We start from the raw sequence: 25,678 nt of genomic DNA, 5'->3' as shown, positions 1-25,678 counted from the left end.
GCCCCATCGTCGCACCCGTCCCCCGGGCCCCGTGCGTCACCGCAGGCCGGCGGACTCCTCCAGATAGGCCAGGGCGCCGACGCCGTCCTCGGCGAAGAAGACCAGTTCGGTCAGCGGGAGGGGCAGGAAGCCCTCGTCCTCCATGCGCCGGAACTGGGCGTGCAGCCCGTCGTAGAAGCCGGCGGTGTTGAGCAGCACGACGGGCTTGGTGTGCTTGCCGTGCTTCTTCAGTTCCAGGATCTCGGTGGCCTCGTCGAGCGTCCCGGTGCCGCCGACCATGATCACGATCGCGTCGGACTTGGCGAGCAGGAGGGCCTTGCGCTCGGCGAGGTCGCGGGCGATCACCATCTCGTCGGCGTTGGTGCGGGCCTTCGCGGCCAGGAAGTCCACCGAGACGCCGACGAGCTTCCCGCCCGCCTCCTGGACGCCGTCGGCGACGACCTTCATCAGCCCGCTCTCCGAACCGCCCCAGACCAGGGTGTGTCCGCCGCGGCCGAGCAGTTCGGCGAACTGGCGGGCGGGGACGGTGTAGCGGTCGTCGAGGTCGGCGGCGGAGAGGAAGACGCAGATGTTCATGGCTGCCACGGTAGAGCCCGCCGCCACCGGCCGGGCATTCGGGTCCGCACCCCCGGTGAGCTGCGGCTTCGAAGAAGTCCGGAAAATCTTCGCACGGAGCGATGAGTTTCCGCGGGCCCCGGAGTCCACCCCCGCATGGACAAGACTCTCTCCCGCGACGGCACTCTGATCGCGTACCGGCGCCGGGGCGCGGGCCCGCCGCTGATCCTGGTGGGCGGGGCGCTGGCCACCGCGGCGACCGACGCGCCGCTGGCCCGGCTGCTCGCCCCGCGCTTCGAGGTCGTCACGTACGACCGGCGCGGCCGGGGCGCCAGCGGGGACCGCGCGCCGTACGCGGTGGAGCGCGAGATCGAGGATCTGGCGGCCGTGGCGAAGGCCGTGGGCGGCCGGCCCTGTGTGTTCGGCGTCGGGGCCGGCGGCGCGCTGGCCCTGGAGGCCCAGGCGGCCGGTCTCGCGGTCGCGGGCCTCGCGGTGTACGAGCCGCCGTACACCCCGGGACCGGCGGGACTCCTCTTCAAGGCCGACTGCACTCTCCGGCTGCACCGGCTGCTGTCGGCCGCGGACCGGGACGGCGCGGTCGAGCTGTTCCTGTCGCGGACGGGGGTCCCCGCCGACATGATCGCCAGGATGCGGAGGGCGCCGCTGTGGCGGACCCTGGAGTCCGTGGCGCACACCCTGGCGTACGACGACGCGGTGCTGGGCGACGGGACGGTTCCGGCCGGGCGGTTCGCCTCGGTGACCGCGCGGACCCTGGTGGTCTGCGGCGGTTTCAGCCCGGCGTCGGTCCGGACCTCGGCCCGGCTCCTGGCGGAGGCCCTCCCCCGGGGCCGGCACCGCACGCTGACGGGCCAGACCCGCGAACTGGCCCCGCAGGCGGTCGCTCCGGCCCTGGCGGAGTTCTTCGCCCGGGACCTGTCCGTACGCGAGGCGCAGGCGTCCTGAGACCACTGCGGGCGGGGCGGGGGGCCGATGCCCCCCGCGCGGTCACGCCCGTACAGGGGTCGGGCATGACCGCGCGGGGACCCGGGCCGGAGCCCGCGCGGTGCCGTCCGGGCGCCCCGGGCCGGGACGGTCCCGGGCGGCCCGCTCAGCTGTGGCAGGCCGGCAGGAACTCCAGGCCCTCCGGTGTCCCGTACGTGATGACCGCCTTGTACGCGTGCACGACGTCGCAGCCCTTGTCCATCCACTGGAAGGCGAACAGACTCCAGATCACCAGGACGATGACGCCGATCCAGCCCACCGGTTTTGACATGTATGCGATATTCCGTCGACCGGCGGCGGAATAAACCCTGCCGCTTCCGCGGCCGTCAGCCCGCCGGGGCGGTCTCCCGGCGCACCGTCGAGGCGATCGTCGCGGAGCCGACCACGCGCGTCCCGTCGTACAGCACGACCGCCTGGCCGGGGGCCACGCCCCGTACCGGCTCGGTGAACGCGACGCGGAGGGTTCCGTCGACGAGTTCGGCGGTCACCTCGGTCTCGCCGCCGTGGGCGCGGAGCTGGGCGGTGTACGTCCCCGGGCCGGACGGCGGCGTTCCGCACCAGCGGGGCTTGATCGCGGTCAGGGAGGTGACGTCCAGCGCCTCGGCCGGGCCGACCGTGACCGTGTTGTTCACCGGGGAGATGTCGAGGACGTAGCGCGGCTTGCCGTCGGGGGCCGGGTGGCCGATGCGCAGTCCCTTGCGCTGGCCGATGGTGAAGCCGAAGGCGCCGTCGTGGGTGCCCAGCTTCGTACCCGACTCGTCGAGGATGTCGCCCTCGGCCGGGCCGCCGAGCCGGTCGGCCAGGAAGCCCTGGGTGTCTCCGTCCGCGATGAAGCAGATGTCGTGGCTGTCGGGCTTCTTGGCGACCGCGAGGCCGCGACGCTCGGCCTCGGCGCGGATCTCGTCCTTGGTGGTGAGGGTGTCGCCGAGCGGGAACATGGCGTGGGCGAGCTGGCGCTCGTCGAGGACACCGAGCACATAGCTCTGGTCCTTGGCCATGTCGCTGGCGCGGTGCAGCTCCCGGTTGCCGTCGTCGCCGGTGACGACGGTGGCGTAGTGGCCGGTGCAGACCGCGTCGAAGCCGAGGGCGAGGGCCTTGTCGAGGAGCGCGGCGAACTTGATCTTCTCGTTGCAGCGCAGGCACGGGTTGGGGGTGCGCCCGGCCTCGTACTCGGCGACGAAGTCCTCGACGACGTCCTCGCGGAAGCGTTCGGCGAGGTCCCAGACGTAGAAGGGGATGCCGATGACGTCCGCGGCACGGCGGGCGTCCCGGGAGTCCTCGATGGTGCAGCAGCCCCGGGCCCCGGTCCGGAAGGACTGCGGGTTGGCCGAGAGGGCGAGGTGCACACCGGTCACGTCGTGGCCCGCCTCGGCGGCGCGGGCCGCGGCGACGGCGGAGTCGACACCGCCCGACATGGCGGCGAGCACACGGAGGGGGCGCGGGGAAGTCTCAGTCATAGCCCCACCAGGGTACGGGTCCCCGGGAACCGAAGGCTCGCGGATATGCGTTGTCGCACACATGGGGAGCAAGGGGTCTTCGGACGGCGGGTCCGGCACGCCGGGCGGCGAAGGCGGCACCGGCAGCGGCATCAGCCGGCGCGCGGTGGCGATCGGCGGTGCCGTCACGGCGGCGGGTACGGCGGTGCTGGCGCGGGACCGGCTGAAGCGGGCCTGGTGGCGGCTGCCCGGGGTGGACAAGCCGCGCACCCCGGGGGCGGTGGACTACGCGCGGGCGACCTGGACCCCGGCCGCCGGGGCGAACTGGCGCCGTGCCGACCGCCCGGACGACTACGACATCGACCGGGTCGTCGTCCATGTCACCCAGGGCAGCTTCAGCAGCGCGGTCCGGGCCTTCCAGGACCCGGGGCACAAGGCCGCGGCGCACTACATCGTGCGCGGGGACGGGCATGTGACCCAGATGATCCGCGAGCTGGACGTCGCCTTCCACGCGGGCAACCGCTCGTACAACGAACGCAGCGTGGGCATCGAGCACGCGGGCTTCGTCGACCGCCCGCAGGACTTCACGGCGGCGATGTACGGGGCGTCCGCCCGGCTGACCGCGACGATATGCGCCCGGTACGACATCCCCGTCGACCGCGAGCACATCATCGGGCACGTGGAGGTGCCGGGCGCCGATCACACGGACCCCGGGAAGCACTGGGACTGGGACCGCTATCTGAAGCTGGTCCGCGCGGCGAAGGTCTGAGAGCGCGCGGGCCCTCCCGCGCCCCGGTCCGCCCCCGCGCTCCGAGCGCGCCGGGCCCACCCGCGCCCGGGTCCGCCCGCACGCTCCGGGCGCGCCGGGATCAGCTCAGACCGGCCGTCCGGGCCCGTTCCACCGCCGGGCCGATCGCACGGGCCACGTCCTGCACGTCCTGCTTGGTGGAGGTGTGGCCGAGCGAGAAGCGCAGGGTGCCGCGGGCCAGGTCCGGATCGGTGCCGGTGGCCAGCAGGACGTGGCTGGGCTGCGCGATGCCGGCGGTGCAGGCGGAGCCGGTGGAGCAGGCGATGCCCTGGGCATCCAGCAGCAGCAGGAGCGAGTCGCCCTCGCAGCCGGGGAACGTGAAGTGGGCGTTGGCCGGGAGCCGGCCGCCGGGGGCCGGGTCGCCGCCGAGGACGGCGTCGGGGACCTGGTCCAGCACGGCCGCCACCAGGTCGTCGCGGAGTCCGCCGATCTCGCGGGCGAAGTCCTCGCGCCGGTCGGCGGCGAGCCGGCCGGCGACGGCGAAGGCCGCGATGCCGGGCACGTCCAGCGTGCCGGAGCGCACATGCCGCTCCTGCCCGCCGCCGTGGAGCACCGGCACGGGCACCTGGTCACGGCCCAGCAGCAGCGCGCCGACGCCGAAGGGGCCGCCGATCTTGTGCGCGCTCACCGTCATCGCGGCGAGCCCGGAGTCGGCGAAGCCGACGTCGAGCTGGCCGAACGCCTGGACCGCGTCGGCATGCATCGGGATGCCGAACTCCCGGGCGGTCCCGGCCAGTTCGCGGACCGGCTGGATGGTGCCGATCTCGTTGTTGGCCCACATGACGGTGATCAGGGCGACGTCGTCGGGGTCGCGGAGCACCGCCTCGCGCAGGTCCTCGGGGCTCACCCGGCCGTGCGCGTCGACGGGGAGGTACTCGACGGTGGCGCCCTCGTGCTCGGCGAGCCAGTCGACGGCGTCCAGCACCGCGTGGTGCTCGACGGGGCTGGCCAGCACCCGGGTGCGCCGGGGTTCGGCGTCGCGGCGGGCCCAGTACAGCCCCTTGACCGCGAGGTTGTCGGCCTCGGTCCCGCCGGAGGTGAAGACCACCTCGCTGGGCCGGGCACCGAGGGCGTCGGCGAGGGTCTCTCTGGACTCCTCGACGGTTCGGCGGGCCCGGCGCCCGGCGGCGTGGAGTGAGGACGCGTTCCCGGTGGCGGCGAGCTGCGCGGTCATCGCCGCGATCGCCTCCGGAAGCATCGGCGTGGTCGCGGCGTGGTCGAGGTAAGCCATGGTGGGCTCGATTCTACGAGCCGGGGGCCCGGATCCGTACGACGGACCCCGGGCGTACGGCGGGCGCACGGGGTCCCGGTGCCCGCGCACCGCCGGACGCCTCCGGTCCGGCCGGGACGGTCCGCGGCCCTCCGGGGTTCAGCCCCCGGTGTTCCAGGCGACGACGCCGTTTCCGGTGACCAGGAAGGCGAGGACCGCCAGGTCGGCGATACCGAGGGCGAGCCCGAGCAGGGCGCGGCCCCGGCGGGCCGTGGAGCGGGCCAGCGCGACGAGGGCCATGACGATGGCGGCGGGCCCCAGCAGCAGGTTCATCACCAGCAGGCCGACGAGCCCCAGCACGAAGGAGGCCACGGCCAGTCCGTCGGCGTCCCGGGTGGCGGGCCGGGCGGCGGCGCGGGCGGTCATGACGTGCGGCGGCGCGCGCCCGCCCGCTCGCGTACGGCGAAGACCAGCAGCCAGCAGCCGATGAGGGCGCCGAGCGCGAGGGAGAGCGCGGGAGGGATCTGGGCCACCGCTCCCAGCACGATCCCCAGCAGGAGCAGGGCGGCGACAAGGACGATCATGGTCGGCCTTTCGGTGTCGGGATGGTTCACGGATGCCGCGAACAGTTCGGAGTACGACTGTTCACTGACTCATCAGTCTAGACCCGTGCCCCGCTTTCCCGTCCCGGAGAACAGTTGTTTACTGAATGGCATGAGTCACACCACGGGGGTCCGCCAGACCCAGAAGCTGCGCACGCGCCAGGCACTGCTGGACGCCGCCCTGGTCCTGCTGGAGCACCAGAGTCTGAGCAGCCTGGGACTGCGCGAGGTGACGCGGGCGGTGGGCGTCGCCCCGACCGCCTTCTACCGGCACTTCGACGGCATCGCCGCGCTCGGGGTGGCCCTGGTCGAGCAGACGCTGGGCAGTCTGCACGGGATGATCGGCGCGATCCTGGCCGAGACCGGCGACAGCGAGGTCCGGCTGGACCGGGGCGTGGAGCTGATCGCGGGCCATGTGCGCGCGCAGCCCGCCCACTTCCGCTTCATCGCGCGCGAACAGCACGGCGGCGTCGGGCCCGTCCGCGAGGCGATCGCCGCCGAACTGCGCCGCTTCGCCGAGGAGGTGGCCGCCGCGCTCGCCGGGGAGCCGGAGTCACGGGGGTGGAGCGAGGAGGACCTGCTGATGCTCGGCGGCCTCTACGTGGACCACATGGTCCTGACCGCGTCGGCACTGCTCGACGCGGGCGACGGCGGCGAGGAGGCCGTCACGGGCGCGGCCCGGCGCCGGCTGCGACTGATCACGCTCGGCCGGCTCCACTGGCTGGACGGACCCGGCGCCCCGCCCTGCGCATGACGAGGGCCCCCGGCCTCCCGGACCTCCGCATGACGAGGGCCCCGGCCTCCCGGCGGTCGGGAGAGCGGGGCCTCGGCGGAGCGGGGCCGGCCGCGCGGGGCGCGGGCCCCGGCGGCGCGGGGGTCAGTCGCGCGGGGCGCGGGCCAGCTGGCGGGACTGGGCGACCAGGCGGTCCCGGCTGTCCCAGACGTCCGCGTCCTCCTCCAGGAAGCCGCCCGCCAGATTGCGGGTGGCGATGGAGACGCGCAGCGGCCCCGGGGCCGGGCGGCAGCGGATGTGGGCGGTCAGCTCGACGGTGGGGGTCCAGCCCTTCAGCCCCAGTTCGAAGGAGGTCGGCGGCAGCGCGTCGACCGTGAGCAGCAGGGAGAGCGGGTCGGCGTCGCGGCCGTCGGCCAGTCCGAACCAGCCGCGCATCTCGCCCTTGCCCGAGGGCTGCCCGATGGCCCAGCCGACGGTGGCCGGGTCGAGCTTGATGTCGAGCCGCTCGGTGATGGCGGAGCTGCCCGGGATGGGGGCGTCGCCGTCGCTCGCGCCGAGGCAGTGCTCGCGGGGCGGGAAGGCGGGCGGTTCGGCGGAGGTGCGGACGTCGTCGCTGAGGGCGTCCAGGTCGCCGTAGGTGGCGACGACGCGGATGCGCTCGATCTCGGAGCCGTCCTCGGCGTACTGGAAGAGGGAGGCCTGGCCGGTGGAGAGGGTGCGGCCGGTGCGGACGGTCTCGGTGCGGATCACCGCGGGGCCGGGGACCGACGCGGTCAGATAGTGCGCGGAGACCGAGAAGGGGTCCGGGTGCGGCAGGGCCTCGCCCAGGGCGCGGCCGAGCAGGGCCAGCAGATAGCCGCCGTTGACGGCGTGGATGATCGTCCAGCCCGCGGAGAGGTCCGCGTCGTAGACGCCCTCTTCCCGGAGGGTGACGGCGGTGTCCCGGTCGAACTCGCTGTCGCCGATGGTCGCCCGCGCGGCCGGAGCCGCCTGCTCTGTTGCCTGTGCCATGGCAGGCACCGTACACCGATTCTATTACTGAGCGGTAGCTTTTTCAGTTCTCCTCCGCCGTCGCGGAACGGCGGTTGAAGGCGCGCGGGGCCCGCCAGTGGAAGCGCAGCGCCAGCAGCCGCAGCACGAAGGCGGTGATCACGGCCGTGCCGCTGGTGAAGGCGTTGAGCGCCTCGAAGCGGATGCAGAGGACGATCATGGTGGCTCCGACGATCGCCGGCACCGCGTACAGATCGCGGTCCCAGCGCAGCAGCGAGGGCACCTCGTTGGCCAGGACGTCGCGCAGCACACCGCCGCCGACGGCGGTGGCCAGGCCGAGCGCGGCCGACGCGGTGAGCCCGAGGCCGTAGTCGTAGGCCTTCACCGTCCCCGTGACGCAGAACAGGCCGAGACCCGCCGCGTCGAAGACCATGACCCCGGTCTGGATCCGCTCCACGTGCGGATGCAGGAAGAAGACCAGCCCGGCGGCGAGCAGCGGGGTGGTGAAGTAGCCGAGATCCGTGAAGGCGGCGGGCGGGACCGCGCCGATGATCACGTCACGGAACAGCCCTCCGCCCAGCGCGGTCACCTCGGCGAGGACCGCGATGCCGAAGACATCGAAGTTCTTGCGTACGGCGAGCAGGGCGCCCGAGATCGCGAAGACGAAGATCCCGACGATGTCGAGCGCATGCTGGACGGAGGGCGTGAACAGTTCGTTGAGCACCGGGCAATTGTGCCGGTACTACTCCTTCGTACCCTCCTCGGAGGGTGCGGCGGGTGTCGCGGTGCCGGTGGTGCTCAGACCCTCGGCGTTCTCCGGGTGGTGACAGGCGACCCGGTGGCCGGTCTTCAGCGCGACCAGCGGCGGCTCCTGCGTCTTGCAGACCTCCGTCGCCTTCCAGCACCGGGTGTGGAAGCGGCAGCCGCTGGGCGGCGAGATCGGCGAGGGCACATCGCCCTTGAGCAGGATGCGCTCGCTCTTCATCCCGCGCCGGCGCGGGTCGGGGACCGGCACCGCCGACATCAGGGCCTTGGTGTACGGGTGCATCGGCGCCGAGTAGAGCGACTTGCGGTCGGCCAGCTCGACGATCTTGCCCAGGTACATCACCGCGATGCGGTCCGAGACGTGGCGGATGACCGAGAGGTCGTGCGCGATGATCACGTAGGTGAGCCCCAGCTCCTGCTGGAGGTCGTCCAGCAGGTTGACCACCTGGGCCTGGATCGACACGTCCAGCGCCGAGACCGGCTCGTCGGCCACGACCAGCTTGGGGCGCAGGGCCAGCGCGCGGGCGATGCCGATGCGCTGGCGCTGGCCGCCGGAGAACTCGTGCGGGTAGCGGTTGTAGTGCTCGGGGCTGAGCCCGACCAGCGACAGCAGCTCCTGCACGTGGTTCTTCAGACCGCCCTCGGGCTCGACGCCCTGGAGCCGGAACGGGGCGCTGACGATCGTGCCGATCGTGTGGCGGGGGTTCAGCGAGGAGTACGGGTCCTGGAAGATCATCTGGACGTCGCGCCGCATCGGCCGCAGCTGCCCCATGGACAGGTGCGTGATGTCGCGGCCCTCGAACTCGACCTTGCCGCCCGTCGGTTCGATCAGGCGGGTGATGAGCCGGCCCATCGTCGACTTGCCGCAGCCGGACTCGCCGACCACGCCCAGGGTCTCCCCCGGGTACACCTCGAAGTCGATGCCGTCGACGGCCTTCACCGCGCCGGTCTGACGCTGGAGGACGCCCTTGCGGATCGGGAAGTGCTTGACCAGGCCCTCGACCCTGAGCAGCGGCTCGCGCGGGGAGCTCGACTGCTCCGGGATCTTCACGTCCTTCTCCAGCACCGGGGGATCCTTCTTCTCGCTCACGTCGCTCGCCTCACTCGCCTCGCTCACAGCTTCGGCGCAATCTCTTCGGTCCAGATCCGGGACCGCTCCTCCGGCGCCATGTGGCAGGCGGAGAAGTGGCCGTCACCGACCTGCGTCAGTTCGGGACGCGTGGTGCGGGTGAGGTTGTCCTTCGGAATGTCCGCGTACGGGCAGCGCGGGTTGAAGGCGCAGCCGCTCGGCACGTTGATCAGCGACGGCGGCTGGCCCTTGACGGGGACCAGCCGGTCGGTCTCCTCGCGGTCGATGCGCGGCATCGAGCTGAGCAGGCCCCAGGTGTACGGGTGCTGGGCCTCGTAGAAGACCTTCTCCGCGGGGCCGCGCTCCACGCACCGGCCGCCGTACATCACCAGGAGGTCGTCGGCCATCTCGGCGACGACCCCGAGGTCGTGCGTGATCATGATGACGGCGGAGCCGAACTCCTTCTGCAGGTCCCGGATCAGGTCCAGGATCTGCGCCTGGACGGTGACGTCCAGGGCGGTGGTCGGCTCGTCGGCGATGAGCAGTTCCGGGTTGTTGACCAGGGCCATCGCGATCATGGCGCGCTGGCGCATGCCGCCGGAGAACTCGTGCGGGTGGGAGTCGACCCGCTTGTGCGGCTCGGGGATGCCGACCCGGTCGAGCATCTCGACGGCCCGGGTGCGGGCGGTCTTCCGGCTGACCTTGTGGTGGACCCGGTAGGCCTCCACGATCTGCGAGCCGACCGTGAAGTACGGGTGCATCGCGGAGAGCGGGTCCTGGAAGATCATGGCCATCTTGCGGCCGCGCAGTTCGCGCACCCGCGCGTCGGAGGCGCCGAGCAGTTCCTCGCCGTCCAGCCAGACCTCGCCGGAGATCCGCGCGTTGGGAGCCGTGCGGTGCAGTCCGAGGATGCCCAGCGAGGTGACGGACTTGCCGGAGCCGGACTCGCCGACGATGCCGAGGGTCCGGCCGGGCTTCACGTCGAAGCTGACGCCGTCGACCGACTTGACCAGACCGTCGTCGGTCTTGAAGTGGATGCGCAGGTCCCGTACCGAGAGGAAGGCCTCGTCGCTGCCGGCCGGCGCGGCGGCGGGCTCGCCCACTGCCGCGGTCTGTGCCTTGGAAACCTCACTCACGAGAGCCTCACCCTGGGGTCGATGGCGGCGTACACCAGGTCCACCAGCAGATTGCAGATGACGATGAAGAAGGCGGCGACGAGCGTCACGCCCATGACGATCGGGAGGTCGTTCTCCTGCACGCTCTTGATGGCGTACTGGCCCATCCCCTGGAAGGAGAAGACGGTCTCGGTGATGACCGCGCCGCCGACCAGCAGACCGAAGTCCATGCCGAAGATGGTCACGATCGGGGTGAGCGCGGCACGCAGGCCGTGCTTGCCGATGACCTTGCTCTCCCGCAGGCCCTTGGCACGGGCCGTACGGATGTAGTCCTCGCCCATGGTCTCCAGCATCCCGGCTCTGGTGATGCGGGCGTAGAGGGCGGAGTAGAGGAAGGCGAGCGAGCACCACGGGATGAGCAGGTTCCACGCCCAGTCCAGCGGACTCTCCGTGAAGGGCACATAGGTGATCGATTCCCAGATCGGCCACTGCACGGTCAGCACGCCCAGCGCGAGCATGCCGGTGAAGAAGATCGGCAGGGAGACACCGGCGAGCGCGACGCCCATGAAGAAGCGGTCGAGGATCGAACCGCGCTTGAGGGCGGAGACGACACCGATCGCCACACCGCTGATCAGCCAGATCACCGCGGCACCGATGGCCAGCGAGAACGTGACCGGGATACGCGCGGTCAGCTCGGGCCACACCTCGACGTGCCGCTTGAAGGAGTAGCCGAAGCAGGGCACTCCGCAGTGCGTGGCCTCGGGGCCGAACTGGAAGTCGGCGCCGACGAACAGCTGCTTGAGGAAGTGCCAGTACTGCACGTAGAGCGGCTGGTCGAGGCCGAGGTTCTGCTTGACCGCGAGGATGGACTGCGGGTTGGCGTCCTTGCCCACGTACTGGGCTGCCAGTTGGTCCATCGTCTGACCGGCCAGCCGGGGGACGAGGAAGAAGATCGCGAAGGTGACTGCGCTGACGATCAACAGCAGCAGCACCGCGCCGAAGACGCGTCGGATGATGTACGCAGCCACAGCTATCCGGCGCCGGTACCCGCCCGCCGGGGATGACCCATACGGTCGGACACCGTGCCTTCACCTGCCTTTCGGGACAATTCTGGGGGTCCGGAGGCCGCTCCCCGGGCCGCGCGCGCGGCCCGGCCCGGGGAGCGGGGCCGTTCCTACTTGGCGGAACCCATCAGCACGTAGTCGTACATGCCGAGGTAGGCCTGGGTGACCGTGACGTTCGTCGCGGAGACCGGGCGGAGCAGCAGGTTCTTGCGGTAGATCAGCGGCACGGCGGTGGCACCCTCGGCGACCGCGCGGTCGACGTTGGCCCAGGCCTTGGCGCGGGCGGCGTCGTCCGTGTTGGCGATGCCCTCGTTGAGGAGCTTGTTGATCGCCGGGTCGTTCAGCTCCTGGACGTTGTTACCACCGGACGGCTTGATGGCCGAACCGTTGATGATCTGGTCGAGGAAGCCGAAGCCGGTCGGCCAGTCCGCACCCCAGGCGCTCATGATCATGCCGAGCTTGTTGGCGTGGACGTAGCTCGGGTTGCCCGCGAAGTTCTGGAAGTACTTGCCCGCCGGGAAGGTCTTGATCTCGGCGTTGACGCCGATCTTCTTCAGCGAGGCCTGCACCGCGGTGACCATGGCCATCTCGGCGGGACGGTCCGAGCGGGCCGAGATCTTGGTGTCGAAGCCGTTCGGCTTGCCGCACTGCTTCAGCTCGTCCTTGGCCTTGGCCTCGTCGCCCTTGTGACCGGCCGACTCGTACAGGTCGAACTTCTCGTAGCCGTTGACGGTCGGCGGCAGCAGGGTCGTCGCGACGTCACCCTTGGGGTCGCCACCCTGGGCGGCCTGGATCGACGCCTTGTCGATGCCCCACTGGACGGCCTTGCGGCAGTGGATGTTGTCGAACGGGGCGACGTTGACGTTCAGACCGATGTACGAGGTGGCGCCCGCGTACGAGTTGTCGGTCTGCTTCTTCAGGTCGGCCTTGGTGAGGACCTTCGGCTGCGTCGCCGGGGCGACACCGGTGCCGGCGCCGTCGACCGTGATGTTGTCGGAGAGCAGGTTGTTGTCGACCGTCTCCTGCTTCACCTTGAAGCGGACCGTGATCTTGTCCGGCAGGGCCGGGCGGATCGGGTCGGTCTTCGGGTCCCAGTTCTCGTTGCGGACGAGGGTCGCGCCGCGGCCCTCCTCGTAGGACTCGAACTTGTACGGGCCCGAGGACGCCATGCTCTTGACGTAGTCGGCGCCCTTGTCCTTCGCGGCCGGCACGGGGGCCGTCTGCGAGAAGGTCGCCAGGTAGTCGAAGTCCGCGAAGGCGTCCTTCAGCTTGAAGACGATGGTGGAGTCGTCCGGCGTCTCGATGGAGGCGATGCCGTTCGGGTTCTTGTCCTTGTAGGGACCCTTGTACTTGTCGCCGCCGATGAGGTGGGCCTTGAAGTACGTCGGGCCGTTGGACAGGGCCTCCGGCGCGAAGTTCGACCGCTCGACGGCGTACTTGACGTCCTTCGAGGTGATCGGGGTCCCGTCGTCGTACTTGAGACCCTTCTTCAGGGTGTACGTCCACGTCTTGGCGTCCGGGCTGGCCTTGCCGAGGCCCTCGGCGAGGTCCGGGACGACCTCCAGGCCTTCCTTGCCGGCGGCCGGCTTGAAGGACGTGAGGCTGCGGCTGTACAGGCGGGCGAAGTTCTGCACCCAGCCGTAGTACGTGTTGCCGGGGTCGAGCGAGTCGGGCTCGTCGGACATCTCCAGCTTGAGCGTCCCGCCCTTCTTGTCCGACTTGTTGACGATGGACGTCAGCGCGGCGTCGGTGGCGCCGGAGCCGCCCTTGCCCTTCGAGCCGCCGTCGTCGTCCTTGGATCCGTTGCACGCGGACGCGCCCAGCATCAGAACCACGGCCGTGGCAACCAACGCTGTCGTTTTTCTGGTCTTCACCTGAGGAAATCCCCCTCAATCGATGGTTGCCGTGGCATGTCGCACGTCGTCGTGACGAGCACCCGGGACCTACTTGCCGCGGGGATCGAGCGCATCGCGCAGCCCGTCTCCCAGCAGGTTGAACGCCAGGACCGTGACGAAGATGGCCACGCCCGGCACGATCATGTACATCGGGTCGTTCTCGTAGAAGTCGATCGCGTTGGTGAGCATCCCGCCCCAGGAGGCCTGCGGCGGCGCGATACCGACTCCGAGATAGCTGAGCCCCGCCTCGAAGAGGATGTTCGAGGGGATGAGCAGCGTGGAGTAGACGAGCACGGGCGCCACCAGGTTGGGCAGCAGCTCCCGGAAGAGGATGAAGGGGCCGCGGGCGCCCAACGAGCGGGCGGCCTCGACGAATTCGCGGTTGCGCAGGCTCATGGTCTGGGCGCGGACGATACGACCCATGTACGGCCAGCTGAAGAAGCCGATCACGAAGATGAGGACCGCGATGCGCAGCGGCAGCCCTTCCAGACCGAAGGCGCCGTCCTGGAGCGCGGCCGAGATGGAGATCGCGAAGAGGAGCAGCGGGAAGGCGAGGAAGGTGTCCATCATGCGGCTGATGACGGTGTCGACCCAGCCGCCGTAGAAGCCCGAGACCACGCCCATGAAGACGCCGATGACCACGGAGAGCAGGGTGGCCCCGACGGCGACGACCATGGAGACCCAGGAGCCCTCGATGATGCGGGTCATGATGTCGCGGCCGTACTGCGGTTCGACGCCCAGCGGATGGCTCCAGCTGATGCCGCCCCAGTCGCCCTTGGGGGCGAGCAGCGCCGGGTCGATGAGGTCCTGGTGGAACTCGTTGGGGTCCAGTCCGAAGACGGCCTGGATCGGCTTGGAGAGCACGGCGAGCAGGATCAGCAGGAGGACGACGATGCCGCCGGCCACGGCCACCTTGTCACGCTTGAAGCGCGTCCAGGCGATCTGCCCGAGCGAACGGCCCTCGATCTGGCTCTGCTTGACTCCCGTGAGTACTGCCTCCGGCTGCGCTTCGGCAGCCGATCCGGTGGTCTCGATCGGTGCGGTCACAGTGCCCTTGACCCCTCCCGCCGGCGGTGGCCGGCCCCTACTCGCCGCGGTGACGGCCTGGCGCGTGTCAGCCGCGGCGCGTACTGCGGCTGATGTTTTCGGTGCGAATGCGTCCGTGGAGTGACCGCCGGTGCAACCTCGTACAAAGGGCCGACGATCGCCACTAGCCGGGAGTCTTCAGTGCCGTTGCGATCACCCGCCAGACCTGACGGGGAATGTTTGCTCAAACGTGATGCGGTCAGTGAGCTTCCGTTATCCGGACAGCTTGATCGAGTGAGCGGACCACTCGGCCGCTAATCCACCAGAACGGACATGACGCCCAACAGGTGTGATGGGGTGGCGATTTGGGCGGCGCGAGCGGGGGCCTTGTCCGGTCGCGGAGCGCTTTGTCCGATACGCGGGCGGGCTGACGGGCCGTCAGTAGGCCTGCGGCGCCGGGCCGGGGGTCTGCGGGTAGCCGTAACTCGGAGCGACGGCGGGGCCACCGGCGGCCGGGCCGTGCGGCTCGCGGTCGTAGAACGGACGCGCGTTGGCGCGCAGCCACATCGCGACGGGGTCGTACGCGTCGGACATCGCCACCGTGGACACCGGGAGCCCCTCGGGCACCGCTCCCACCGACTGCCGCATCATCGCCCGCACGGCGTCGACCGAGGCCCGTCCGGTGTCGTACAGATCGAGACCGATGGCGAGGTACGGGGAGCCGAGGGCGGGCTGCACCCAGGCGCGGCGCAGCGAGCGGATCGCGGGGGTGTGGTGGGCGTTGCGGGTGAGCTGGGCGTAGAACTGCGGGAGGTCGATGGCGGGCTCGCTGATCCGCAGCGGTCCGGCGGGCATCCGGTCCAGCCCGGTGGCGATGCGGCGCAGGTCGAGCCAGGGGACGCCGACGCCGCCGCCCGGGGCGTGCGGGTTCAGCCAGATGCCCCAGCGGTCGGGGAACAGGGCGCGGGCGATGTCGCGGCCCCCGACGATCTCGTGGTCCCGGGTCCAGCCGCTGGCGGTGAGCTCCTGGGCGGAGGTGACACAGGGGGCGTAGCCGAGGCCGTCGACCTCCATGTTGCCGTACTGGGCGTCGGGCGAGCCGGCCCGGCCGTGCCACAGCAGCATCCAGACACGGCTCTCCGCCAGGGCCCGGAGCAGAGCCTCGTACGCGTCGTAGCGTCCGGGCGTCACCTGGCGCAGCATGTGCTCGACCTGTCCGGCCGCCGCGGTGCCTGACGCGCTCACCCTGGGTCCCGCCCCTCTTCGATCCTCTGTGTCGGCCCGCCGCTCCCCGGGGCTCTCGGGGACGGCACGGTGCCGAGGCACCAGCCCATCAAACCAGCTTATGCGGCGGCCCTGACACCGGCTTGACGCCACGGCCCGGGGCCACGCCCTACACCTCGGCGCGTTGGTAGAAGGGGCGCACCCGGGAGCGCATCCAGTCGGCGACCGGGTCCTGGGCGACGTCGAGCAGGACCAGATTGACCGGCCAGCGGACCTCGACCCGGCCCAGCGCCCGGCCCAGGGCGTCCATGGGGGCGTTGCGCCCGGCCCCGTCCCAGGTGGAGAACTCGACGCCGACGAAGAGCACCGGGTCGCCGCCCTCGATGCTGGCCAGCGCGCGGCGGGCGGTGCGCACCACGCCGCTCTCCTGGAACTCCCCGGCCGCGGCGGCGAGGAAGTCGACGGGTTCCTCCTGCCAGTCCGGTTCGAACAGCCGGACCCGGCCGCCGCTGGCGGGTCCGTCGAGCGCGGTGCGGCCGACCCGGCAGAGTTCGGCCACGGCGGGCGGGGGCAGCGGCATGCCGACGGCTCCGCCCGGATTGACGGCGATGCCCAGCTGCGGGGGCAGTCCGCGGGCGAAGTCGCGGGCGGGCGCGACGGTGAAGGACATGTGCGGGCCGACGCAGGTGAGGAACTGCTGTTCGGAGCTGAAGACGGGGACATAGGGAGCGCCCTCGATCTCCAGGGTCGGCAGATCGAGGACGCCGGAGTCCGGACCGCCGCCGGCCGGCAGCGGCACCCAGACCTGGCTGCGCCCGAGCACCTCGACCAGCCGGCCGCCCGCCTCCGGGCTGCCGAGCGAGGCGCTCAGCACCTCTTCGAGCTCGTTGGCCGGCCATCCGCCCTGCGCGTCGGACCGGGCCGGTGCCGGAATGTCCACTGTGTCCCTCTCTCACCCCGGGCAACCGGGTACGCGCTCCTCCGCGGCCTCTCGTGGCCCCTCGCGGCCTAGAGGTTATCTCCGTACGGCCGGATCCGGACCCCGCCGCCGGACCGTCCAGCACTCGGACGGTCCGCGGTCACTCCGTGGTCTGTGCGTCTGCGAAGGAGATCCGGGTCAGCAGGTCCGCCGCCTGCCGGTCGAGCAGGACCGCCGAGGCGCAGCCGCGCGGCAGCAGGCCGGAGGCGGTCTCGCGCAGCAGTCGCCCCACGGCCCTGCGGTGGCGGGCGAAGGCGTAGCCGGAGACGCCCCGGCCGCGGTCGCGCTGGCCCCGCCGGGCCGTCTCCTCGGTGACGTCCAGCAGCACCAGGTGCAGGGTCCGGCCGCGCCGCCGGGCATGGCGGGCGAGCAGGTTCCGCACCCAGGACTGGGTGCCGCAGTCGTGGACCACTACAGAGACGCCGGAGCGCAGCACGCGCCACAGCCCCCCGTAGTGGGCGAGGCGGACCAGCGGACGGTAGAGGGCGTACGGGCATAAGGCCGGCATCCGGGCCGCCCAGCGGTCCCGGGTGTCCTGGGAGTCGACGGCGCGGACCTCGACCGTGCGCGCGATGAGCGTCGACTTCCCGCTGCCGGGCAGCCCCGAGACCACCACCACGTCGCCCGCCGCGAAGTGCAGGGCGCGCGGGCCGCGCCCCGCACGGTCCCGCAGGTCACGGACGACGGGCGCGCGCGGGCCCACCGCCTCCCTCGCCGGCGCCCCCGCCTGAGCGGGCAGTGCGCCGCGCGCGACCCCCGCGGTCGTCGCGTACCGCTGCGATGTCATCGCCCTCCCCCTGTCGGCCGACCCTCACCTGCCCATGAAGTGTAAAGAAAAGGTAATGCGGCACAACCGTCCGACCCGCCGGAACCCCGCCGGAACGGCTGCCGGAAGCCCGTCGCGACCGCCGCCGGTCCCCGCACCCCACTCTCCCGCACACCGTGCGATGATGACCGGGTCAACTGCATAAAGGCCGCTCGAATCCGCGCGGGAGAGTCCCGGCCCAGGCCGGGCGCCGAAGGAGCAAGTCCCTCCCTTGAATCTCTCAGGCCCCGTACCGCGTGGATGAGGCAGATCTGAAAAGCGAGTCGCCGCGCGACTCCACCCAAGGTGCAAGCCGAACCCCCTCGGGGGCTCCCGGCGAACCTCTCAGGTTCCGATGACAGATGGGGAGGACCGTCCTCGTCGTCATGCCCTGGGAGCCTTCATCCATGAGCACCGCCCCCCGCCTCACCGCCCTCGATGCCCTGCATCGTTCGCTGGGCGCCACCATGACCGACTTCGCCGGCTGGGACATGCCGCTGCGCTACGCCAGTGAGCGCGACGAGCACAACGCCGTCCGCACGAAGGCCGGGCTCTTCGACCTCTCCCACATGGGCGAGATCACCGTCACCGGCCCGCGCGCCGTCGACCTGCTGAACTTCGCGCTCGTCGGCAACATCGGCACCGTCTCCCCGGGCCGCGCCCGCTACACGATGATCTGCGCCGAGGACGGCGGCATCCTGGACGACCTGATCGTCTACCGGCTCGGCGAGACCAAGTACATGGTCGTCGCCAACGCCGGCAACGCCCAGCTGGTGCTCGACACGCTCACCGAGCGCGCCGCGGGCTTCGACGCCGAGGTGCGCGACGACCGCGACGCCTACGCGCTCCTCGCCGTGCAGGGTCCCGAGTCCCCCGCCATCCTGGCCTCGGTCACCGACGCCGACCTGGACGGTCTGAAGTACTACGCCGGTCTGCCCGGCACGGTCGCCGGGGTGCCCGCCCTGATCGCCCGCACCGGCTACACCGGCGAGGACGGCTTCGAGCTGTTCGTCGCGCCGGAGCACGCCGAGGAGCTGTGGAAAGCCCTCACCGAGGCCGGTGCCTCGCGCGGCCTGATCCCGTGCGGGCTCTCCTGCCGCGACACGCTGCGCCTGGAGGCCGGCATGCCGCTGTACGGGCACGAGCTGACCACCGCGCTGACCCCGTTCGACGCCGGTCTCGGCCGGGTCGTGAAGTTCGAGAAGGACGGCGACTTCGTCGGCCGCAAGGCCCTGGAGGCCGCCGCCGAGCGCGCCGAGAGCGCGCCGCCGAGGAAGCTGGTCGGCCTGGTCGCCACGGGCCGCCGGGTCCCGCGCGCCGGGTTCTCCGTCGTCGTCGGCGGCGAGGTCGTCGGCGAGGTCACCTCGGGCGCCCCCTCGCCCACCCTGGGCAAGCCGATCGCCATGGCGTACGTCGACGCGGCGTACGCCGAGCCGGGCACCGAGGGCGTCGCCGTCGACATCCGGGGCAGCCACGAGCCGTACGAGGTCGTGGCGCTGCCGTTCTACAAGCGGCGCAAGTAGCACCGTGGGGCGCAGGACCCCCGCGCGACGTGACGCAGTCCTGTCTCACACCGTAAGACCACCGTCCATCAGCACTCCCCCGCGTACAGGAGAATTCAGGTCATGAGCAACCCCCAGCAGCTGCGGTACAGCAAGGAGCACGAGTGGCTGTCGGCCGTCGAGGACGGTGTGGCGACGATCGGCATCACCGAGTACGCCGCCAACGCGCTCGGCGACGTCGTCTACGCCCAGCTCCCCGAGGTCGGTGACACGGTGACCGCGGGCGAGACCTGCGGCGAGCTGGAGTCGACCAAGTCGGTCAGCGACCTGTACTCGCCGGTGACCGGTGAGGTCACCGAGGCGAACCAGGCCGTCGTGGACGACCCGTCGCTGGTGAACTCCGCTCCGTTCGAGGGCGGCTGGCTGTTCAAGGTGCGCGTCGCGGCGGAGCCGGAGGACCTGCTCTCCGCCGACGAGTACACCGCGTTCTCCGGCAACTAAAGACCCCAAGGGACCACCTGATGTCGCTTCTCAACTCCTCCCTCCACGAGCTGGACCCGGACGTCGCCGCCGCCGTCGACGCCGAGCTCCACCGCCAGCAGTCCACCCTCGAAATGATCGCCTCGGAGAACTTCGCTCCGGTCGCGGTCATGGAGGCCCAGGGCTCCGTCCTGACCAACAAGTACGCCGAGGGCTACCCCGGCCGCCGCTACTACGGCGGCTGCGAGCACGTCGACGTGGTCGAGCAGATCGCGATCGACCGCATCAAGGCGCTCTTCGGCGCCGAGGCCGCGAACGTCCAGCCGCACTCCGGTGCGCAGGCCAACGCCGCCGCGATGTTCGCGCTGCTGAAGCCGGGCGACACGATCATGGGCCTGAACCTGGCCCACGGCGGTCACCTGACCCACGGCATGAAGATCAACTTCTCCGGCAAGCTCTACAACGTGGTCCCGTACCACGTCGACGACACCGGCGTCGTGGACATGGCCGAGGTCGAGCGCCTGGCCAAGGAGTCCAAGCCGCAGCTGATCGTGGCCGGCTGGTCGGCGTACCCGCGCCAGCTGGACTTCGCCGCCTTCCGCCGCATCGCGGACGAGGTCGGCGCGTACCTGATGGTCGACATGGCGCACTTCGCCGGTCTGGTCGCCGCGGGCCTGCACCCCAACCCGGTGCCGCACGCCCACGTCGTCACCACCACCACGCACAAGACCCTCGGCGGTCCGCGCGGTGGTGTGATCCTCTCCACCCAGGAGCTCGCCAAGAAGATCAACTCGGCGGTCTTCCCTGGTCAGCAGGGCGGTCCGCTGGAGCACGTCATCGCGGCCAAGGCCGTCTCCTTCAAGGTCGCGGCGGGTGAGGAGTTCAAGGAGCGCCAGCAGCGCACCCTGGAGGGCGCCCGCATCCTGGCCGAGCGCCTGGTCCAGCCCGACGTCACCGAGGTGGGCGTCTCCGTGCTGTCCGGCGGCACGGACGTGCACCTGGTCCTGGTGGACCTGCGCAACTCCGAGCTGGACGGCCAGCAGGCCGAGGACCGGCTCCACGAGATCGGCATCACGGTCAACCGGAACGCCGTCCCGAACGACCCGCGGCCCCCGATGGTCACCTCGGGCCTGCGGATCGGCACCCCGGCCCTGGCCACCCGCGGTTTCGGCGCCGAGGACTTCACCGAGGTCGCCGAGATCATCGCCTCGGCCCTCAAGCCGGCCTACGACACGGAGGACCTGAAGGCCCGGGTCACCGCGCTCGCCGAGAAGTTCCCGCTGTACCCCGGCCTGAAGAAGTAGCCGGACCGGCGCGTCCGCGCGTCCGGGAGGGGCACCGCGCACACTGAGAGGTGAGTGCGGTGCCCCGTCCCTTGTCCCCCGCTCTGTCCCCTGCTTTCCGGGCACCCCGCCCGTACCGCACCACCCGGCAGACAACGGCGTCTACCAACCCCTAGGAGTTCCCCGTGGCCATCTCGGTCTTCGACCTGTTCTCGATCGGCATCGGCCCGTCCAGCTCCCATACGGTCGGCCCGATGCGCGCCGCCCGGATGTTCGCGCGCCGCCTGAAGAACGAGGGCCTGCTCGCCCACACCGCCTCGATACGGGCCGAACTGTACGGTTCGCTCGGCGCCACCGGGCACGGCCACGGCACCCCCAAGGCCGTGCTGCTCGGCCTGGAGGGCGAGTCCCCGCGTACGGTCGACGTCGAGACGGCGGACGAACGGGTCGAGGCGATCCGCGCGACCGGCCGGATCAACCTGCTCGGCATGCACGAGATCCCCTTCGACGCCGACGAGCAGCTGGTCCTGCACCGCCGCAAGGCGCTGCCGTACCACGCCAACGGCATGACGGTCTTCGCCTACGACCACGAGGGCGCCCCGCTCCTGGAGAAGACGTACTACTCGGTCGGCGGCGGCTTCGTCGTCGACGAGGACGCGGTCGGCGAGGACCGGATCGTGCTCGACGACACCGTCCTCAGGCACCCCTTCCGCACCGGCGACGAACTGCTGCGCCTGGCCCGCGACACGGGTCTGTCGATCTCGTCCCTGATGCTGGAGAACGAGCGCGCCTGGCGCACCGAGGACGAGATCCGCTCCGGGCTGCTGGACATCTGGCGCGCCATGCAGGCGTGCGTGTCGCGCGGCATGGCCCGCGAGGGCATCCTGCCCGGCGGCCTGAAGGTCCGCCGCCGCGCCGCGACCACCGCCCGCCAGCTGCGCGCCGAGGGCGACCCCCAGACCCACGCCATGGAGTGGATCACCCTCTACGCGATGGCGGTCAACGAGGAGAACGCCGCGGGCGGCCGCGTGGTCACCGCCCCGACGAACGGCGCGGCCGGCATCATCCCGGCGGTGCTCCACTACTACATGAACTTCGCGGCGGGCGGCGCCACCGAGGCCGAGAAGGAGGACGGCATCGTCCGCTTCCTGCTGGCCGCCGGCGCCATCGGCATGCTCTTCAAGGAGAACGCCTCCATCTCGGGCGCCGAGGTCGGCTGCCAGGGCGAGGTAGGCTCCGCCTGCTCCATGGCCGCCGGCGCCCTCGCCGAGGTCCTGGGCGGCACCCCCGAGCAGGTGGAGAACGCCGCCGAGATCGGCATGGAGCACAACCTGGGCCTGACCTGCGACCCGGTCGGCGGCCTCGTCCAGATCCCCTGCATCGAGCGCAACGGCATGGCCGCCGTGAAGGCCGTCACCGCGGCGAAGATGGCCCTGCGCGGCGACGGCAGCCACAAGGTCTCCCTCGACAAGGTCATCAAGACCATGAAGGAGACCGGTGCGGACATGTCCGTGAAGTACAAGGAGACGGCCCGGGGCGGGCTCGCGGTGAACATCATCGAGTGCTAGGGCGTGTGGTGAAAGTAGCGCCCTAGGGCGCTGCTTTCACCACATGCCCCGGACCGCCCCGGGTCCGCTCCCCCCGCGCCTCGGCGGCAGGTCCGCTCAGGTGCGGGTCCAGTGCTGGTTGGTGCCGTTCCAGCAGGAGTAGAGCTGGATCCCGGTGCCGTTGGCGGTGCCGGCTCCGACGGCGTCGAGGCACAGGCCGGACTGGACGCCGACGACGGAGCCGTCGGATTCGAGGCGCCATTTCTGGTTGTCGCCGCCCCAGCAGCCGTAGATCTGGACCTTGGCGTTGTTGCCGGTCCCGGCGGCGTCGAGGCACTTGTCGCCGTAGACCCTGAGCTCGCCGGCGGCGGTGTACGTCCACTGCTGGTTGGTGCCGCCGCCGCAGTCCCAGAGCTGGACCCGGGTCCCGTCGGAGGTGGTGGAGCCCGGCACGTCCAGGCAGCGGCCGGAGGCGACGCCCTTGATCTGACCGGAGCCCGAAGGGGGCGTGGTGGAGCCGCCGTTGAGCGCGTTGAGGACGGCTGTGTAGGCGGGCTTCCTGCTGCCGTCCCCGTTGAACAGCAGCGGCGTGTCGCCCGATCGCCAGGAGTCGGTGTCGCGCACACCCCAGACGGTGATGCCGAGGCAGCGCGGGACGGCCAGGCAGTCGTTGGTCACGTCGGCGTACGTCGTGGCCGACGCGCCCTGGATGTCGAGTTCGGTGACCGCCACGTCCACGCCGAGGGCGGCGAAGCTCTGGAGCGTGGTGCGGAAGTTGCTGTTGTAGGGGCTGCCGCTGTTGAAGTGCGACTGGAAGCCGACGCAGTCGATGGGCACGCCGCGCTGCTTGAAGTCCCGGACCATGGAGTACATGGCCTGGGTCTTGGCCCAGGTCCAGTTCTCCACGTTGTAGTCGTTGTAGCAGAGCTTGGCGGCCGGGTCGGCGGCGCGCGCGGTACGGAAGGCGACCTCGATCCAGTCGTTGCCGGTGCGCTGGAGGTTGGAGTCGCGCCGGGCTCCCGAACTGCCGTCGGCGAAGGCCTCGTTCACCACGTCCCACTGGGCGATCTTGCCCTTGTAGTGGCCCATCACGCCGTTGATGTGGTCGATCATCGCCTGGCGCAGCGAGCTGCCGCTGAGGCTCTGCATCCAGCCCGGCTGCTGGGAGTGCCAGGCCAGGGTGTGGCCGCGCACCTGCTTGCCGTTCTGCACCGCCCAGTTGTAGACGCGGTCGCCTGCGGTGAAGTCGAACTGGCCCCGCTGGGGTTCGGTGGCGTCGATCTTCATCTCGTTCTCGGCCGTCACCGAGGTGAACTCGCGGGCCGCGATCGATGTGTAGGCCGAGTCGCCGAGTTTGCCCGAGGCGATGGCGGTGCCGAAGTAGCGGCCGCTCTGCGACGCCGCGGCGCCGAGCGTGCTCTCGGCGGCGTATGCGTGCGGCGGCGCGGCCAGTGCGCCGATCAGCGCGAACACGCCGACGAACAGGGCTGCCGGCAGACCGCGGAGCCTGCCGCGGCGGGCAGCGGGTGGGGGAAGGGCGTACGAGCCCATGGCTGTGCCTCCAGGGGAGAAGTCGCGGCAGGTCCGCGGGCACGACCGTTCGAGATCTCGAACTGTGACCGCCTTTTCAGACAGGGATGATGAGGCGATTGACGGTGCATCGTCAATGCTCCAGACAAAAGATGTTTCGTTTTACGATTCGAAACTTTCGAGATACCGGGGCAAGAGTCCCTGTTCAGGGACAGACCGCGGACGGAACCTTGACCGGGAGACCCCTCATTCCTACCCTTGTGGCGTCCAAGCGTCCGGGGAGTTTCCGCAAGGTTTCCGAATCTCTTCTCCCGGCAGCTGGCGCGGTGCTCCGGCCACCAGACCGATCGGAGCACCGACTTCTCGGCACACGCGGCCGCCTTCCCACGGTTCCGTCCCCGCACCCAGGGCGGCCACTCCACGGTTCTTCGGGGTCACCCCATCCCGTCCCCCAGAAGGGAAGCCCTCTCCGATGCGGAATCGCCGTCCCCACCCATTCCCCCTGAGACGCCTGCTCACCGTCCTCGTGCCCATGCTCCTCGCGGCCACCTTCCTCGGCACCCAGCCCGCCGCCGCCGCTCCGACCGTCGACCCCGACGCCTCGTACGTGCTGGTCAACCGCAACAGCGGCAAGGCCCTGGACGTCTACAACCTGGCGACGAACGACGGCGCCCGCATCACCCAGTGGACCAGGAACGATCAGAGCCAGCAGCAGTGGCAGTTCGTCGACTCCGGAGACGGCTACTACCGCATCAAGTCCCGCCACTCCGGCAAGGTCCTGGACGTCCACAACTGGTCGACCGCGAACGGTGGCCCGATCGTCCAGTGGACCGACCTCGACGCCACCAACCAGCAGTGGCGGCTGGCCGACGGCTCGGACGGCTATGTGAGGTTGATTTCGCGCCACAGCGGCAAGGCACTCGAAGTCCAGGGCGCCTCCACCGCGGACAACGCCAACATCGTCCAGTACGACGACTGGGGCGGCGCCAACCAGCAGTGGCAGCTCGTCGAGGCCGGCGGCACCACCCCCGGCGCGTGCGATCTTCCGTCGACCTATCGCTGGTCGTCGACGGGCGCGCTGGCGCAGCCCAAGCCCGGGTGGGCCTCGCTCAAGGACTTCACCGTCGCCCCCTACAACGGCAGGCAGCTCGTCTACGCGACGACCCACGGCGCCGCGGGAACGGGCAGTGCCTGGGGCTCGATGAACTTCGGCCTGTTCACCAACTGGTCCGAGATGGCCTCGGCGAGCCAGAACGCGATGTCGTCCGGCACCGTCGCTCCCTCGCTCTTCTACTTCGCGCCGAAGAACATCTGGGTGCTCACCTATCAGTGGGGCGCGGCCGCCTTCTCCTACCGGACGTCGACCGACCCGACCGACCCGAACGGCTGGTCGGCACCGCAGCCCCTGTTCACCGGAAGCATCTCCGGCTCCGGAACCGGCCCCATCGACCAGACGATCATCGGTGACGGGACGAACATGTACCTGTTCTTCGCCGGTGACAACGGCAGGATCTACCGGGCCGCCATGCCGATCGGGAACTTCCCGGGCAGCTTCGGCTCCTCGTACACCACGGTGATGACCGACACGGAGAAGAACCTGTTCGAGGCGCCGCAGGTCTACAAGGTCAAGGACCGCAACCAGTACCTGATGATCGTCGAGGCCCGGGGCGCGGACGAGAAGCGCTACTTCCGCTCGTTCACCGCGACCGGCCTCAACGGCTCCTGGACGCCCCAGGCCGCGACCGAGAGCAACCCGTTCGCCGGCAAGGCCAACAGCGGCGCGACCTGGACCAACGACATCAGCCACGGCGAACTGCTCCGCACCGGCGCGGACCAGACCATGACCATCGACCCCTGCAATCTGCAGTTGCTCTACCAGGGGCGCAGCCCCGGCTCCGACGGCGTCGACTACGGCCTCCTCCCCTACCGGCCCGGCCTGCTGACGCTTCAGCGCTGAGACGGCGTGGCGGGCCGGGCGAAGGGCCCGGCCCGCCACGTTCGCGCGGAGAGGAGCGGTTCGCCGGCCTGACGTGCGTGTCCGGTGGGCGGCGTCCCCGT

The 25,678-nt window shown here is 71.0% G+C and carries 25 protein-coding genes and 1 riboswitch; of the genes, 8 read left to right on the top strand and 17 right to left on the bottom strand.

The window, feature by feature from the left end:
- Positions 1 to 36 precede the first annotated feature (36 nt).
- The gene (locus ACFVDM_RS09785) at positions 37 to 576 is read right to left on the bottom strand and encodes a TIGR00730 family Rossman fold protein (protein ID WP_383635369.1); all 540 of its coding nucleotides are present in this window, start codon (positions 574 to 576) and stop codon (positions 37 to 39) included.
- 135 nt (positions 577 to 711) lie between these two features.
- Here ACFVDM_RS09785 and ACFVDM_RS09780 point away from each other — a divergent pair, with 135 nt between their 5' ends.
- Positions 712 to 1,518, top strand: a complete 807-nt coding sequence (locus ACFVDM_RS09780) for an alpha/beta fold hydrolase (protein ID WP_383635366.1) — start codon at positions 712 to 714, stop codon at positions 1,516 to 1,518.
- A 145-nt stretch (positions 1,519 to 1,663) separates the two neighbouring features.
- Here the strand turns inward: ACFVDM_RS09780 and ACFVDM_RS09775 are convergent, their stop codons facing one another.
- Complete coding sequence (locus ACFVDM_RS09775) at positions 1,664 to 1,828, bottom strand: hypothetical protein (protein WP_383635363.1); 165 nt, start codon at positions 1,826 to 1,828, stop codon at positions 1,664 to 1,666.
- 55 nt (positions 1,829 to 1,883) lie between these two features.
- Positions 1,884 to 3,014: a tRNA 2-thiouridine(34) synthase MnmA gene (mnmA, locus tag ACFVDM_RS09770; RefSeq protein WP_383635360.1), complete on the bottom strand. Its 1,131-nt coding sequence runs from the start codon at positions 3,012 to 3,014 to the stop codon at positions 1,884 to 1,886.
- A gap of 61 nt (positions 3,015 to 3,075) precedes the next feature.
- Between mnmA and ACFVDM_RS09765 the strand changes: the two genes are divergently transcribed.
- Positions 3,076 to 3,762, top strand: coding sequence for an N-acetylmuramoyl-L-alanine amidase (locus ACFVDM_RS09765; RefSeq protein ID WP_383635357.1), 687 nt, complete (start codon positions 3,076 to 3,078; stop codon positions 3,760 to 3,762).
- A 100-nt stretch (positions 3,763 to 3,862) separates the two neighbouring features.
- Here the strand turns inward: ACFVDM_RS09765 and ACFVDM_RS09760 are convergent, their stop codons facing one another.
- The 3 genes from ACFVDM_RS09760 to ACFVDM_RS09750 all read right to left on the bottom strand — a co-directional run bounded on the left by ACFVDM_RS09760 (position 3,863) and on the right by ACFVDM_RS09750 (position 5,595).
- Positions 3,863 to 5,032 (bottom strand): cysteine desulfurase family protein, encoded by a 1,170-nt coding sequence (locus ACFVDM_RS09760; protein ID WP_383635354.1) that lies wholly within the window; start codon positions 5,030 to 5,032, stop codon positions 3,863 to 3,865.
- A gap of 138 nt (positions 5,033 to 5,170) precedes the next feature.
- Positions 5,171 to 5,494: a DUF4190 domain-containing protein gene (locus ACFVDM_RS09755; RefSeq protein WP_383635478.1), complete on the bottom strand. Its 324-nt coding sequence runs from the start codon at positions 5,492 to 5,494 to the stop codon at positions 5,171 to 5,173.
- Positions 5,434 to 5,595 carry a hypothetical protein gene (locus tag ACFVDM_RS09750; RefSeq protein ID WP_383635351.1) on the bottom strand — a complete coding sequence of 54 codons (162 nt, stop codon included), beginning with the start codon at positions 5,593 to 5,595 and terminating at the stop codon, positions 5,434 to 5,436. Before ACFVDM_RS09750 ends, ACFVDM_RS09755 begins: the two co-directional genes overlap by 61 nt.
- A 130-nt stretch (positions 5,596 to 5,725) precedes the next feature.
- On the opposite strand from ACFVDM_RS09750, the gene ACFVDM_RS09745 reads away from it, so the two are divergent.
- The gene (locus tag ACFVDM_RS09745; protein WP_383635348.1) at positions 5,726 to 6,367 is read left to right on the top strand and encodes a TetR family transcriptional regulator; all 642 of its coding nucleotides are present in this window, start codon (positions 5,726 to 5,728) and stop codon (positions 6,365 to 6,367) included.
- A gap of 123 nt (positions 6,368 to 6,490) precedes the next feature.
- On the opposite strand, the gene ACFVDM_RS09740 is transcribed toward ACFVDM_RS09745, so the two are convergent.
- The 10 genes from ACFVDM_RS09740 to ACFVDM_RS09695 all read right to left on the bottom strand — a co-directional run bounded on the left by ACFVDM_RS09740 (position 6,491) and on the right by ACFVDM_RS09695 (position 17,260).
- The gene (locus tag ACFVDM_RS09740; protein WP_383635345.1) at positions 6,491 to 7,357 is read right to left on the bottom strand and encodes a thioesterase family protein; all 867 of its coding nucleotides are present in this window, start codon (positions 7,355 to 7,357) and stop codon (positions 6,491 to 6,493) included.
- Positions 7,358 to 7,400: 43 nt separating this feature from the next.
- On the bottom strand, positions 7,401 to 8,060 hold the full coding sequence (locus ACFVDM_RS09735) for a trimeric intracellular cation channel family protein (protein ID WP_383635342.1): 660 nt from the start codon (positions 8,058 to 8,060) through the stop codon (positions 7,401 to 7,403).
- A gap of 18 nt (positions 8,061 to 8,078) precedes the next feature.
- Positions 8,079 to 9,164, bottom strand: coding sequence for an ABC transporter ATP-binding protein (locus tag ACFVDM_RS09730; RefSeq protein WP_383635475.1), 1,086 nt, complete (start codon positions 9,162 to 9,164; stop codon positions 8,079 to 8,081).
- Between the two features lie 50 nt (positions 9,165 to 9,214).
- Complete coding sequence (locus tag ACFVDM_RS09725) at positions 9,215 to 10,306, bottom strand: ABC transporter ATP-binding protein (protein ID WP_383635339.1); 1,092 nt, start codon at positions 10,304 to 10,306, stop codon at positions 9,215 to 9,217.
- Positions 10,303 to 11,313: an ABC transporter permease gene (locus ACFVDM_RS09720; RefSeq protein WP_383635336.1), complete on the bottom strand. Its 1,011-nt coding sequence runs from the start codon at positions 11,311 to 11,313 to the stop codon at positions 10,303 to 10,305. Before ACFVDM_RS09720 ends, ACFVDM_RS09725 begins: the two co-directional genes overlap by 4 nt.
- A gap of 146 nt (positions 11,314 to 11,459) precedes the next feature.
- Positions 11,460 to 13,223 carry an ABC transporter substrate-binding protein gene (locus ACFVDM_RS09715; protein WP_383635333.1) on the bottom strand — a complete coding sequence of 588 codons (1,764 nt, stop codon included), beginning with the start codon at positions 13,221 to 13,223 and terminating at the stop codon, positions 11,460 to 11,462.
- 69 nt (positions 13,224 to 13,292) lie between these two features.
- Positions 13,293 to 14,291 (bottom strand): ABC transporter permease, encoded by a 999-nt coding sequence (locus tag ACFVDM_RS09710; protein ID WP_383635329.1) that lies wholly within the window; start codon positions 14,289 to 14,291, stop codon positions 13,293 to 13,295.
- 417 nt (positions 14,292 to 14,708) lie between these two features.
- The gene (locus ACFVDM_RS09705; RefSeq protein ID WP_383635326.1) at positions 14,709 to 15,515 is read right to left on the bottom strand and encodes an enhanced serine sensitivity protein SseB C-terminal domain-containing protein; all 807 of its coding nucleotides are present in this window, start codon (positions 15,513 to 15,515) and stop codon (positions 14,709 to 14,711) included.
- Between the two features lie 148 nt (positions 15,516 to 15,663).
- On the bottom strand, positions 15,664 to 16,434 hold the full coding sequence (locus ACFVDM_RS09700) for an enhanced serine sensitivity protein SseB (RefSeq protein WP_383635323.1): 771 nt from the start codon (positions 16,432 to 16,434) through the stop codon (positions 15,664 to 15,666).
- A gap of 139 nt (positions 16,435 to 16,573) precedes the next feature.
- Positions 16,574 to 17,260, bottom strand: coding sequence for an AAA family ATPase (locus ACFVDM_RS09695; RefSeq protein ID WP_383635320.1), 687 nt, complete (start codon positions 17,258 to 17,260; stop codon positions 16,574 to 16,576).
- 192 nt (positions 17,261 to 17,452) lie between these two features.
- Positions 17,453 to 17,544: riboswitch (glycine riboswitch) on the top strand.
- Between the two features lie 141 nt (positions 17,545 to 17,685).
- Here ACFVDM_RS09695 and gcvT point away from each other — a divergent pair.
- The 4 genes from gcvT to ACFVDM_RS09675 all read left to right on the top strand — a co-directional run bounded on the left by gcvT (position 17,686) and on the right by ACFVDM_RS09675 (position 22,111).
- Entirely contained in the window at positions 17,686 to 18,801 is a 1,116-nt protein-coding gene (gcvT, locus tag ACFVDM_RS09690) for a glycine cleavage system aminomethyltransferase GcvT (RefSeq protein WP_383635317.1), read from the top strand.
- Between the two features lie 102 nt (positions 18,802 to 18,903).
- Positions 18,904 to 19,281, top strand: coding sequence for a glycine cleavage system protein GcvH (gene gcvH / locus ACFVDM_RS09685; protein WP_383635314.1), 378 nt, complete (start codon positions 18,904 to 18,906; stop codon positions 19,279 to 19,281).
- Positions 19,282 to 19,301: 20 nt separating this feature from the next.
- On the top strand, positions 19,302 to 20,564 hold the full coding sequence (gene glyA, locus ACFVDM_RS09680) for a serine hydroxymethyltransferase (RefSeq protein ID WP_383635311.1): 1,263 nt from the start codon (positions 19,302 to 19,304) through the stop codon (positions 20,562 to 20,564).
- A 164-nt stretch (positions 20,565 to 20,728) separates the two neighbouring features.
- Positions 20,729 to 22,111: an L-serine ammonia-lyase gene (locus ACFVDM_RS09675; protein ID WP_383635308.1), complete on the top strand. Its 1,383-nt coding sequence runs from the start codon at positions 20,729 to 20,731 to the stop codon at positions 22,109 to 22,111.
- Positions 22,112 to 22,207: 96 nt separating this feature from the next.
- Here ACFVDM_RS09675 and ACFVDM_RS09670 read toward each other — a convergent pair whose 3' ends face one another.
- Positions 22,208 to 23,641, bottom strand: a complete 1,434-nt coding sequence (locus ACFVDM_RS09670; protein WP_383635305.1) for an endo-1,4-beta-xylanase — start codon at positions 23,639 to 23,641, stop codon at positions 22,208 to 22,210.
- 451 nt (positions 23,642 to 24,092) lie between these two features.
- On the opposite strand from ACFVDM_RS09670, the gene ACFVDM_RS09665 reads away from it, so the two are divergent.
- Positions 24,093 to 25,577 (top strand): non-reducing end alpha-L-arabinofuranosidase family hydrolase, encoded by a 1,485-nt coding sequence (locus tag ACFVDM_RS09665; protein ID WP_383635302.1) that lies wholly within the window; start codon positions 24,093 to 24,095, stop codon positions 25,575 to 25,577.
- Positions 25,578 to 25,678 lie beyond the last annotated feature (101 nt).

The organism is Streptomyces sp. NPDC057682 (assembly GCF_042799575.1).
Classification (GTDB): domain Bacteria; phylum Actinomycetota; class Actinomycetes; order Streptomycetales; family Streptomycetaceae; genus Streptomyces.
Note: the sequence above shows the minus strand (reverse complement) of the source record. Positions and strands in the feature narration are given on the sequence as shown.

Coding starts and splice junctions, on each gene's coding strand:
- mnmA (WP_383635360.1), bottom strand. CDS start 3,014: ATGACTGAGACTTCCCCGCGCCCCCTCCGTGTGCTCGCCGCCATGTCG.
- gcvT (WP_383635317.1), top strand. CDS start 17,686: ATGAGCACCGCCCCCCGCCTCACCGCCCTCGATGCCCTGCATCGTTCG.
- ACFVDM_RS09695 (WP_383635320.1), bottom strand. CDS start 17,260: ATGACATCGCAGCGGTACGCGACGACCGCGGGGGTCGCGCGCGGCGCA.
- gcvH (WP_383635314.1), top strand. CDS start 18,904: ATGAGCAACCCCCAGCAGCTGCGGTACAGCAAGGAGCACGAGTGGCTG.
- ACFVDM_RS09665 (WP_383635302.1), top strand. CDS start 24,093: ATGCGGAATCGCCGTCCCCACCCATTCCCCCTGAGACGCCTGCTCACC.
- ACFVDM_RS09740 (WP_383635345.1), bottom strand. CDS start 7,357: ATGGCACAGGCAACAGAGCAGGCGGCTCCGGCCGCGCGGGCGACCATC.
- ACFVDM_RS09775 (WP_383635363.1), bottom strand. CDS start 1,828: ATGTCAAAACCGGTGGGCTGGATCGGCGTCATCGTCCTGGTGATCTGG.
- ACFVDM_RS09780 (WP_383635366.1), top strand. CDS start 712: ATGGACAAGACTCTCTCCCGCGACGGCACTCTGATCGCGTACCGGCGC.
- ACFVDM_RS09765 (WP_383635357.1), top strand. CDS start 3,076: ATGGGGAGCAAGGGGTCTTCGGACGGCGGGTCCGGCACGCCGGGCGGC.
- ACFVDM_RS09750 (WP_383635351.1), bottom strand. CDS start 5,595: ATGATCGTCCTTGTCGCCGCCCTGCTCCTGCTGGGGATCGTGCTGGGA.
- ACFVDM_RS09785 (WP_383635369.1), bottom strand. CDS start 576: ATGAACATCTGCGTCTTCCTCTCCGCCGCCGACCTCGACGACCGCTAC.
- ACFVDM_RS09760 (WP_383635354.1), bottom strand. CDS start 5,032: ATGGCTTACCTCGACCACGCCGCGACCACGCCGATGCTTCCGGAGGCG.
- ACFVDM_RS09670 (WP_383635305.1), bottom strand. CDS start 23,641: ATGGGCTCGTACGCCCTTCCCCCACCCGCTGCCCGCCGCGGCAGGCTC.
- ACFVDM_RS09745 (WP_383635348.1), top strand. CDS start 5,726: ATGAGTCACACCACGGGGGTCCGCCAGACCCAGAAGCTGCGCACGCGC.
- glyA (WP_383635311.1), top strand. CDS start 19,302: ATGTCGCTTCTCAACTCCTCCCTCCACGAGCTGGACCCGGACGTCGCC.